At 49.8% G+C, this 11,384-nt stretch carries 12 protein-coding genes, 1 other RNA gene and 1 pseudogene; 1 reads left to right on the forward strand and 13 read right to left on the reverse strand.

All coding sequences use genetic code 11. From position 1 onward, the window contains the following. Nucleotides 1-4: 4 nt before the first annotated feature. The 13 genes from ABF86_RS01195 to ABF86_RS01250 form a co-directional block, all read right to left on the reverse strand. Complete coding sequence (locus ABF86_RS01195) at nt 5-805, reverse strand: sulfite exporter TauE/SafE family protein (RefSeq protein ID WP_074685248.1); 801 nt, start codon at nt 803-805, stop codon at nt 5-7. Between the two features lie 77 nt (nt 806-882). After that, nucleotides 883-1,338 (reverse strand): EVE domain-containing protein, encoded by a 456-nt coding sequence (locus tag ABF86_RS01200; protein WP_074685250.1) that lies wholly within the window; start codon nt 1,336-1,338, stop codon nt 883-885. 45 nt (nt 1,339-1,383) lie between these two features. After that, nucleotides 1,384-1,563, reverse strand: a non-coding RNA gene (ssrS, locus tag ABF86_RS01205) — 6S RNA. Between the two features lie 180 nt (nt 1,564-1,743). After that, nucleotides 1,744-3,273: an LTA synthase family protein gene (locus ABF86_RS01210; RefSeq protein ID WP_074685252.1), complete on the reverse strand. Its 1,530-nt coding sequence runs from the start codon at nt 3,271-3,273 to the stop codon at nt 1,744-1,746. After that, nucleotides 3,263-4,081: an SDR family NAD(P)-dependent oxidoreductase gene (locus ABF86_RS01215; RefSeq protein WP_011635003.1), complete on the reverse strand. Its 819-nt coding sequence runs from the start codon at nt 4,079-4,081 to the stop codon at nt 3,263-3,265. The genes ABF86_RS01210 and ABF86_RS01215 overlap by 11 nt, the downstream gene beginning before the upstream one ends. After that, the gene (locus ABF86_RS01220) at nt 4,082-5,554 is read right to left on the reverse strand and encodes a glycosyltransferase (protein ID WP_240142180.1); all 1,473 of its coding nucleotides are present in this window, start codon (nt 5,552-5,554) and stop codon (nt 4,082-4,084) included. It lies immediately after the preceding gene. Nucleotides 5,555-5,561: 7 nt separating this feature from the next. Beyond that, entirely contained in the window at nt 5,562-6,647 is a 1,086-nt protein-coding gene (locus tag ABF86_RS01225) for a glycosyltransferase (protein ID WP_074685256.1), read from the reverse strand. 32 nt (nt 6,648-6,679) lie between these two features. Next, nucleotides 6,680-7,987, reverse strand: coding sequence for a glycosyltransferase (locus tag ABF86_RS01230; RefSeq protein WP_074685258.1), 1,308 nt, complete (start codon nt 7,985-7,987; stop codon nt 6,680-6,682). A 2-nt stretch (nt 7,988-7,989) separates the two neighbouring features. Then, entirely contained in the window at nt 7,990-8,430 is a 441-nt protein-coding gene (locus tag ABF86_RS12510) for a hypothetical protein (protein WP_204987550.1), read from the reverse strand. Further along, entirely contained in the window at nt 8,391-8,975 is a 585-nt protein-coding gene (locus ABF86_RS12515) for a hypothetical protein (RefSeq protein WP_204987551.1), read from the reverse strand. Before ABF86_RS12515 ends, ABF86_RS12510 begins: the two co-directional genes overlap by 40 nt. Nucleotides 8,976-8,978: 3 nt before the next feature. Beyond that, nucleotides 8,979-9,539, reverse strand: coding sequence for a hypothetical protein (locus ABF86_RS01240; protein WP_074685260.1), 561 nt, complete (start codon nt 9,537-9,539; stop codon nt 8,979-8,981). Between the two features lie 4 nt (nt 9,540-9,543). Then, the gene (locus tag ABF86_RS01245) at nt 9,544-10,623 is read right to left on the reverse strand and encodes a glycosyltransferase (protein ID WP_011635007.1); all 1,080 of its coding nucleotides are present in this window, start codon (nt 10,621-10,623) and stop codon (nt 9,544-9,546) included. 33 nt (nt 10,624-10,656) lie between these two features. Beyond that, complete coding sequence (locus ABF86_RS01250) at nt 10,657-10,959, reverse strand: H-NS histone family protein (protein WP_011635008.1); 303 nt, start codon at nt 10,957-10,959, stop codon at nt 10,657-10,659. Nucleotides 10,960-11,153: 194 nt separating this feature from the next. On the opposite strand from ABF86_RS01250, the pseudogene ABF86_RS01255 reads away from it, so the two are divergent. Next, nucleotides 11,154-11,384, forward strand: a pseudogene (locus ABF86_RS01255) (IS481 family transposase); the annotation flags it as partial.

The following is an 11,384-nucleotide window of genomic DNA, read 5'->3' on the forward strand; positions in this document are numbered from 1 at the left end:
TCTGTTAATTCCAGAAATCCAGTAAAAGTTTAACCCCCAGCAAATAAAGCAGACCTGCAAAAATTTTCCGGAGTGATGCTGCCGGAAGAATATATGCTGTTCTGGCTCCCAGCGGCGCAGTTACTATACTCGTCAGCGCCACTATAATCAGCGCGGGCAGATAAATATATCCTAATGAATAATCCGGCAGTTGCTGATTTTGCAACAAACCATTGGCAGCATAACCTGCCGCACTGGCTAACGCTACTGGAAACCCGACTGCAGCAGCCGTTCCAATGGCATGATGTAACCTTATCTGACAAGCCACAAGAAAAGGTACCGTCAGCATCCCGCCCCCGATAGACACCAGGCCGGATATTGCGCCAATTACACCGCCTGCAGCAAACATGCCGATTTTTCCCGGCAACGTATAATTTTTTCCTGGTTTGAGGTTAAACCACATCCGTGTGGCTGCAAAACTGATAAACAAGACGAGAATAATACTCAATATTTGGCTTGAAAGATGGCTGGCTAAAGTTGAACCGGCCAGTGCGCCAGCGACAATTCCGGGAGAAATGTAGCGCACAACCCACCAGTTCACTGCACCATGGGCATGATGTGCACGCAAACTGGAAATTGAGGTCAGGGTAATAATTGCTGTTGTCGTTCCCAGCGCCATGTGCAAAACACGGTCATCCGGGAAGCCCAAAGATATGAAAATGGAAGCCAGCACCGGCACCATCACCAGGCCACCGCCAATACCCAGCAACCCGGCAAGAAAACCGACTATTCCACCTGTCAGCAGGTAAACCAGCCATGCTTCCATGCCAGGGATACCTCGTCGGTAGTTTTAAGCAAGCCTAGAAATGTTGGGAACAGGCAAATATACGGCAGCATCACTGCTCACAGCTTTGCCTCGATGAACTTCCATTCCGCCGGATCAACAGGGGTAATGGACAGCCGATTGCCCTTTTGCAGGATGCGCATCCCTGCCAGTTCAGGGTAGCTTCTTAACTCTTTTAGGGAAAGCAGCCGGGTTTTTCTGACAAACCGGATTTCAACATTGAACCAGCGCGGATTTTCGCGTGTAGCTTTCGGATCGAAATATTTACTGACGGGATCGAACTGTGTTTCATCAGGGTAGGCAAGCCGGGAAACTTCCGCAACACCAGCAATCCCCGGCTCGGGGCAGCTTGAGTGATAGAAAAGAACCAGATCACCCACCTGCATCTGGTTACGCATGAAATTACGTGCCTGATAATTGCGTACGCCATCCCAGGCAACGGTTTGTTCCGGTCTCGCAGCTAATCCATCGATACTCATTTCCGATGGTTCGGATTTCATCAGCCAGAAACGCATGCTTTTACAGATAAAACTTAAAGAGAATCAAAACTTCTGACTAAGAGGATCCCCGCGAGTGCCGTCAGGCTGCTATCTTGAACCACAGGTTCAAGAGTGGCCGCCCGCCGGCCGCATCAGGCGCGCTCTGTAAACAGAGTGCGCACAACAGCAACCATTGGCTAGCAGCCAGATACAAAGAATTGGTTCAAAGAACGCAAGCCTTAACAAACACCGCAGGGAATAAACTTGTTGCAACTGCTCCGGTATAAACAAATCATTTAATTTTGTTTTCAGAATTTGTCCATCCCGTACAATTAAACTTCAATAACTTGATTTTACGCTTAAATCCCGGCATGTCAAAATCATGCTTCTTCCACCTTATCTACAGATAGCAGTGAAAAACATAAATTGAAAATTATCAGATCAGTGATGATCGGATTTGATAAGGTCAATTGCCCGAAGCCAATGCACCGCCAAATCATTTGCATCAAGATTATGGTGCCGGGATTGCATCTTGTGCTGGTTGCTCCAGCATACGTACTCCACATCTCGGCCAGGTTTGCCGAAGATTTTATATACAACGGGCATGATTGGGACATGATCGCCATACCAACACAAACTAGCCGGGTGCTCGCATTGTTCTAACCCTCGGCGCAAGTCGGCGACCATTCGATCAGCGTTACGTATATGGCGCAGGTAGATCGTCAAATCGTCGCAACCAGGTGGCGGCGGCACGGAATACAACTCGTTGATATCGGAAGGCGCCACGCGCTCAAGATGTAGTGGTCCATGATTTTCCATAGTGATGGCAAAAATGAACACCGGCTCCCGAGCCTTTGTCAGCACATCCATGATCTTTGCAGTCACGGCAGCGTCGCTAATATAAGGGCCATAGCGCTGCATCCTGTCAAAGGTACGTATATCCATAAATTCGTCAAAATCCAGGCGCGGATACACTCGATTGCGCCGATAAAAACTTGCCGGATAAGGATGTATACAAATTGTGCGATAACCCAGACATTTCAGATATGCTGCCAGTGATGACACATCACTGGCAGCCGCAATCGCTCGATAAGGGTTAAAACGATGAACGCCCAGCTTGTCATCGCCAATTCCGGAAAGAAAGGCAAACTCGGTACGTACCGTATTGGCTCCCCAGGCGGGAACCTTCAATTTTCCATAGGCCATAGCATCACCCTTAAGGCGATCAAATTCGGCAAGCATTCCAGAAAAAATTCCCGGATAAAGTGACCTCGGATCAAAGAAAGATTCGCTCTGAACTGCTACCAGATGCGGCAAGTCATTATCGGATTTTCTGTGCACATGAAAACCAAAAGGAGATACCGCAGCCAAAGGTGCGCGCTCCTCTTCAGCATAACGCCAAAGACTTGCCAGCAGACCCAGTGCACAGACATCCCGCTCCGGATTAAAGCTGACCGGAAGTTTCTTCTGCCTTCCCGCCAGCAAGAGCAACAAGCCAAGAAAAAAAATTACAACAATTGCCCCCAATTGCCCGGACAACATCCATCGCTGAGCCGGGGTTGATTCACCCCAGAATCCGATAGCCACGGCCAGAACAAAACCAGTAGCTGAACCGAGAAACTTGCCCCAGCCCAGAAACGGGATATAGAGACGCGGGTGACGAATCGCATCAGTGAAATATTCGTAATCCTGGAAAACAAAAGGCTCATACAGTGCATTAACCTTGGCATTGTTCACCAGTACCAGCATCAGCAGGAATGCCGATACCACCGCCGCTGAAAACCAGGGGCGCCCCAGCAGCAAAACTATCAGAGCATAAGCCAATAACCACAAGCCGCCATGTAATGCCCAGGCAGCCCAGTGTCGCCGCAATGGCGGACGGGGTATCATGAATTGTTCTATCCCCACCGACAACATCAGGCCCGTCAGCAAAGCCGCTAATATCGAAATAAATTCCGACTCAGGCACCATAGCCCAGCCAGCGTACAATCCGGTGCGATAACGCTGCCGGCAGCACGGCCAGCCACCAGGTACCCCAGTTCAATGGAAACGGGAAGCTGATGCGTGCCTGGTCACGCGCCAGCCCACGCTGAATTGCCAAAGCCGCCTGTTGCGGTGACCATACCCAGGGTTTAGGCCCCGGCATGGCATCGCACATGGAGGATTCCACATATCCGGGCATAATGACATTGATATGAATACCCTCGGGGGACAACCAGCCACGCAACGCTTCTCCATAAGCCTTGATGCCCGCCTTGCTGGCGCTGTAGGCAGGGATCATGGGCAACCCGAAATATCCCGCCAGGGAGCTCATGAACGCGATCTGACCCGTACCACGCTCCCGCATCGCAGGCAAAACAGATTGAGCAATCAGCATGGAAGCTTTCAGATTCACATCTAGCAAAGCTTCCACCTCACCCCAAGGTTCGGGTTCGCCTTGGCTGCCAACATGCGTATTCATGCCAGCATTAATGATCACCACATCCAGTGCACCCAGATTCTTCAGCCAGTCATGCAAAGCTGACAAATCACACAAATCCAGTGATTGCGTAATCACCTGGGCACCACATGCGGCGCAATCAGCTGCAACCTGAATCAGACGATCCTGTCGGCGGCCGTGCAGATACAAAACAACACCAGGGCGAGCATAGGTCTGTGCCAGAGCAGCGCCAATTGCACTGGTCGCTCCCGTAATCAATACCCGTTTATCACACTGCTCCAGGTTAATTGTTCTCCTGAATTCCTGCGGCATCCCGGTATCATTTTTAATCTCAGTCATTTATTTGATTGAACGTTCTTCTTGCCAAAAACCAACCAGCATCATGCCAAAACCCAGACAAGCCGTCACGCTGATCGGAATCAGAAAGTAATTTGCCTTCTGGATTGCCACCCACAAAGTTATTGCAGAATAACCAAATGAAAACCCATCTCCCATCCACAAAATTTTATGGACGGGTGGTCTGATAACACTTTTTTTGCTTCCCCCCTTGAGCGTACGATGAAAATCACCATGCACTCCAAACAACGCACGCATTCCACCAGCAAAGTAATACCACGCCATGGGCAAAAACATAGCAACGTAAAGATAGGTTTCCCACAAAGTGCGCAAAATACCCCGTTGTTCCCCAATGTGAGCTCCCTTACGTGCGGCAAATACATTATTCAGCCCCCATATCGCTACAAAACCAAAAAAAAGCCAAGCTACCCAATGGATTCCCAATCCTTCAAAATCAACCAGATAACTCAGTGGTAAACACAACAGCAGCAATATATAAATGGATGCCAGCAACAGTGATGAAAACATCATGGCGATCGCATGCAAACGTTGCATCAATGGCATACGTTGCCGGAACATCTGCCGCGCGTGCTTGAAAGCGCCGTGAATCAATCCCCTGCCCCAGCGCTTCCGCTGAACCCGGAAGGCACTGGTCGTTTCAGGCAACACCGACATTGACACCACGTCACGCATATAAGCATATTTCCAGTTTCCAAACTGAGCCCGATAGCCTAAATCCACATCCTCGGTCACTGTGGATGCATTCCATCCTCCCAGGGATTCAACACAGGCTCTGCGCCACACACAGGAACTGCCGGAAAGAGAAGCCATGTCTCCATCTTCGCTCAAACCCACCGTAACATACTGCTGGTGCCCCATTTCCATGGCCTGAAAGCGGGTCAAAAAAGAAGCGTCACGATTTTCATAGCCGATCCCGGTTTGCAAAAACCCCAACTGTGGATCCTGAAAATAAGGAACAGTCCTGAGCAGAAAATCTTCCTGGGGTATAAAATCAGCATCAAAAATTACATAAAACTCACCGGATGACTGGCGAATACCATTGAGCAGATTGCCTGCCTTGTAGCCCTCATTGCTCGCACGCCGGACGTAACGAATCGAAACTCCTAAATCCGCATGATAGTCAATCCGTGCCTGGGCAAGCGTTGAAGTATTATCTGTTGAATCATCCAGCACCAGAATTTCAAGAGAGGAAGTTGGATATTGCAGCCGACAAACTGCATCAATCAGACGCACTATCACTGCTGCTTCATTGTAGATAGGCAGCAGCACGCTGACCCGTGGCCAGACGGGCAATGCCAACATACCAGGTAATTGGGAAACCAGCTCCGTCAGTTTGTGACGCTCAACCCGACGTGAAATCCCCAGTACGCGCAATTCCAGCAGTACATACAAGATAAAACAAACCACCACCAGAAAGAAAACAGCCTGGGCTGCATAGGAAAGCACAGTCAGCATCAGCATCCTAAAACTTCACGACACTGCCAAGCTCACCCAGCCGATGCGCCCAGGTATGATGTTTGCGTACATAGCGTGCACCTGCTTCCGCACGCGCCATGTCATCTGTCGATGGGCCATGGCGCAGACGTGTAAACAGCTCACATGCCTGTTCCAGCGTACTGACTACATGACAAAAATCGCGAAAATACCGATCAATCGATCCACTGGGGTTGGTGACTGCAATTCCACCACAAGCCAGAATCTCCAGCAGGCGGCGCGACACCATGGTATCTGAATCGGTTACTGAATTCACATTCAGCGAGATCACATGGCTCTTATAAACACGGGCTGTCTCACTATGAATCACATGAGGATGCAGCTCCAGATGTTTATACCTTGGAAAACGGAATTCCATAAAACTTGATAACCGGCCATGATTACGATCGAATATATGCATCTTCATCCCGGCTTGCTCTGTTGCACCGAACATCATGTCCAGAAAACGGCGGCGCTCATTCAGGATACGACGGTAATAACTACCCATAAAACACGCTGTATGATGATTAAAATGAAAACCATCGAAAGCATGGAGGCGTGGCTGATACGGCATCATCAGTACATTTACGGGCACCCCCGCCGGCAATGCACGGCGATAGCGCGCAAGGCATGCTTCATCTGTTGTAAACACAAAATCAAACGCACTGGCCACATGGATGAAGGCATCGAAGAAAGCACCATCATCCTTGTTCCAGAATACCGTAGGGATACCCCGGGAACGGGCATGTTCCACCAGTTTAAAAATAGCTTGTGGCTGTTTCAATCGCAACCAACGCGGCTGCTTTGCCAACTCATAACGCCAGCTACCCTTCGCACCATGAAAGGCGGATTCTACAAACACCAGATCAGGCTGCCAGGTATCAAGTATTTCCTGATAATTTGATGGCGTCAGACTCATCACCCGGCATTCCACGGAGAGACAGTCTGTCGTGAAATGATCTGCTACCAGCGCAATCTTGAGTTTTGCGAAAGGCCCCTCCAGTTCAGCATCCTCTGGCGCCACCGGATGATTGTAATAAAGCGAACCAATCCCGCGAATGACACGGCCAATCATGATGCTTCAATCCTGAAGTTATTCAACAACAATCACCTCGGTAGCGATGCAACAATGAGAGGCATAAATCTCTCCCAGTTGCGCTGCGATACAGCGTAGTCACGCGCTCGCACACCCAATTTTTTCAAGTGATCCGGCCGGGCCAAGGCTTCATGGATCACTCGCGCCAAATCTTTTACATCACCCGATCGGAAAAACCAACCCGTCAGATCAGCCCCCATTTCATCCCGAAATACCGGCAAATCCGGCACAATCACCGGTTTACCCATGGCCAGCGCTTCCACCAGCTTGATCGGTGGCACGATTTCACACACCTCGTAAGGTTTGCGCGGGATACAGACCAAGGCACAGCGGGCAATCATCTCCCTTACTTTATCGGGTGACATACGACCAAGAAATTGCACCTGCTGTCTCAGTCTCAAGCGTTGCGCCAGCACTTCCAGATCCTGGCGCGCCTCACCATCGCCAGCGATGCGCACCTGGATCGCTCTACCCTGTTTCAGCAGATCGGCTGTGGCTTCCAGCAAGATATCCAGGCCCTCATAGCCGATCAACGAACCGGCATAACCAATCGTATCCGGCTCCACCAATACCGGATCAGCCATCTGAAATTTTTTCGGATCCACACAATTAGGTAACAACCTGATTCGCTCCGGTGAAACATCCCAGTTTTTCTGAACATAGTGGCCAAGTTGCTCTGAAATAACAAAAAGCTGATCCGCATGACAGGCCACCAGCTCCTCCAGTGCCAATCCCTGCCGATAAGCCTGCGAACCCTTAAAATCAGGTTGGCGTGATATACGAGTCAGCTCCCACAATCCGCGCATTTCGTAGTGAAAGGGAATACCCAATTGCCGGGCAGCCAGTAATGCCGGCAAAGCACTGACATGATTGGAGGCAGCATGAATCACAGCCACCCGATGCTGCCTGGCCAGTTTTACCACTGTTTTTGCACCTTGCAGAGCGTACAGCAGCACGGGTCGATTATTCGCGGGGGTTGTTGCATGGCCATAACGTATATCGTCTATCACTATCTCATTGCCCATCGCATCACACAGACGATCCTTACGATCCCACGGATAACCTGGCCTTGTGTATGCATGGACCCGAACACCAACATCACGCAGCGCACGCATCACCTCGTGGGTACGGGTGGTATAACCGCTGATGTGATAAGGCCTGGCACTGGCAGCAACATACAATAGACTACCTTGCTCCGCTGCATAACTCGGCCGGGCTGCCGCCGCATGTAACCGCCAACCAAGGGAGCGACAAGTTACTTGCCGACTGAATGCCAACCAGGGCTCAACAACACAGGATTGCAACAAGTTTGGCGTCATGCCTAACCAGCTTTCTTTTTTACAGATAGCGGCGGCAGCCATTCTGCTAAAGACAAATCCACCTCATCAGGTGTCGTGATTATCCCACGCGCATACAAATCCAGAAAGTCTGCCGTAGTGATAATTTCGTAGTCCTTACTCAATCGTTTCAATAGTTTGCGGTACCCTTCAATGCGCGCATCATCCTTGTACACCCCGTGACCATTTTCATCCCAATACAATAAAGACCAGGAATGTAATAGCAACACAGCAAAATCCGGGTTATTACTGAACATATTGAACAATAACCGCCCCCACCAAGGGCTGAAATGAAAATAGCTGGATTCGGGGTACGTCAAGCGCGCCCACCACTGATCCTTGCCCACCTTGGGGAAAATGGCCTTCTCCGTCATGGGAATTTCAATCACACCATTGGACCAGGCAAATGGCTGATTGGTCGGCACGCTATACACACACTGTCCAGCACGTACAGCACACATGGAGTTATTAAAGGACAACGGGATACCCGCCGAGTGTAAGGCGCGGATTGCATGAGCATTCCAGCGAAAAGAACCAGCCCGGTGAGCCAGTACAGGCTTGCTGGTAATCTTGGAAAAATCAGCCCCCCAAAATGCTGTATCACGAATTCCGCGCGTGCATCATCCCGGTACTGATTCATGTACTGGGGTTTGCTGTCATAGCCATACTCATCCCAGAAACTCTTGGGCAAGTATTCCGGATGCGTATGCAGCTGCACATCCTGCCCCATCGCATCCAGCCAACGAACCACCTCCAGAGTTTCGCCCAGATAGGAATAGGCCCCACACAAATCTACGAAATAGATATGTTTAGCACCGAATTCATCACCGATGGCCGCCATTTCACGGATCCCTGCCGTACCATTCTCATGCTCACCCCACATCAACCGTTTGACGTGATCCTGCGAAGCTCGCCTGGGAAGAGCCTCCGTATCCACCGTCAGCATCAGATAGCGATTTTTACCAAGCATTCATTATCCAAAATTCAAATGTAGTATTTCCTGCCATTCCTGCGGATTCAATAACCCCGCAGCTACTGGTACTACTAAAGCATCCCGATACCGCCAGGCCAGGTGACGGCGTTTTCTTTCCCGATAAGATGCTCCTTCACCACTCAGTTCTGAGAGGTATTCCACCAGCCACCCCAAGCGTGAATAAAAAGCAAAATCGGTTACATCTGTCACTAATACTGGCGACAAATCTTCACGCCCCGTCAGCAAGTGCTGAAACCCATTGCAATACTCGCGTATTTGCTGAGGATCAGCGCCCTCGGCCCATATCAACAAAGTCCGGGCATCTGACAAATCGCCTGTATATTTCAAATCCGTACGCCACCGCTGCCGAAGATAGTAAGAACGGCTCAATCCCGATACGCGCAGCAATCGCCCCATTCGCTGGCTAAATCGCCGGTGCCACACCGGGGAAGGCTTTTGTGGCAATAGTTCGTAGCGCACCAGTAATGCCCATTCCGGGTTATCAGCCAGCTCCGCCAACTGGCGTCTCAATCTCCGGGTTTCTTCAATGAGCGCATACATAATCTTAACGATTCGCCAATGCAAGAATCGTATCCGCCGCGAGTGCAGCACCATTCATTGGAACCAAGTACTTGCGATCTATATGCATACCTGCCAGTTGCAGCAGCTCCCTAACGGAAGCCTCCCTCTCACTTTCGTTTCCACACCTGGAAACAATAATAGGTGCATGCCTGGCCACCAAATACGCACGCCGATTCTGATCATCCAGCTTCGTATCTGTATTCGGCACCAACAGTGCAGGTACTTGAGCCTGAACAATCTCGCAGCACGTGTTATAACCCGATGCCCCGATAAATACATCGAAAGCGCGTAAATAGCGAACCAGAGGATATGCTGAAACCGGCCGCACACCCTCCGGCAGTACAACATCCTTAACCGATATGGGATTATTCGCCCAAATAACTTCAAAACCCGCATTCTGTAACTGCTGTATCAAACCGACCCCAACACCTTCAACATCGTTGATGTTACCGGCACCCAGGGAAAATAAGGCGTAGCGTCCATTCTCGCTTAACCCCATGGCTTCTCTGGCCTGCACTTTATCCAGCAGCTCATCATCTTTTAATACACAAACTGGCGGGACACGCACTTGTGGACAGCCAAAATCACCATCCTCAAAACTGAATTCATCACCCACCTCGCCCGGCCGAATAATCATGCTAAACATGTCTGGATACAAAAATGGCTTAATCTTATCGGCCTGGTGTAACCCCCGATACGACCAGATAATTTTTGCTTTACCGTATTCTCTACAAGCGTGAATAAATCCCTGATAGGGCCAAGTACCATCAAAAACAACAGCTGCTGGACGAACACGCTCCAGCATCAGGCCAAGGCGAAGACACAGCTCACGATTCCATTCTGACGAACTTGCACGAGACCAATTGTGTGAAACAAAATAATCTGCTTTGAATCCCATCTCTTCGATGATTTCAATAGCAGAACTCAAAGAAAAGAAAACAGGACAAACCTGTTCACGCAACTGACGAGCATAGGCGAGACAACGGTTCAAATGCCCCATACCGGAACCGTTCACATTAAAAAAAAGAATGCGGGGCAGAAAAGCTGATCCAGATTTATCCATCCGCCACTTCACCGCAATTCATGCATGAAGCACTCAATTTTTCTTGATCAGACAATCTTCCAGCTTGCCGCCTCTGGCCATATATTCCTTCAACCACTTTGGCCTGGCGCCACCACCCCAGGTTTGATCTGGATCATTCGGATTGGCATACCTCGGCTGACGTTTTTTGCTGCTACCCGACAAGCCCAATTCATTCACGGTAAAACCGTAAATCTGAATAGCCCGTTTGATTTCTTTAAGCACCTCTTTACGCTTATTTTCGAGCAGCTCCTTTTTCCTAGCTTGCAGCGCTGCAATCTGTTCATCAATACCCTGAACTTCCTCCAGATTATTCATTTGACTTCCATCACTTTACTCCATCATCATATCGGCACAAAAACACTACTACAGATAAGATCTGAAAGAAATGTTCTTTTGCCTACCCTCATACCAACCAGTCCAGCCATCCTGAACTGCCTCACTACCATTCTTAGATGTTTAGTCCCACGGTGTGCTGGTGTAACATATAACCAGCTACGGAGGGATGATTTATGGGACAGATATTACACGGAAGCGCCCGCACGACAGCGGCGGTGCGTCGAGCGATACAAAATAGTCAAGAGAGTCTGAATGTTCTGGCCAAGCGGCATGGGATTAATCCAAAAACGGTAGCGAAGTGGCGGAAGCGGGAATTCACCCACGATGCACCGATGGGCCCCAAAGAGTCGCACTCGACTGTTTTAAGTCTGGAAGAAGAAGCCGCTGTTGTGGCGTTTCGCAAA

The organism is Nitrosomonas sp. GH22, from assembly GCF_009833115.1.
Classification (GTDB): domain Bacteria; phylum Pseudomonadota; class Gammaproteobacteria; order Burkholderiales; family Nitrosomonadaceae; genus Nitrosomonas; species Nitrosomonas eutropha.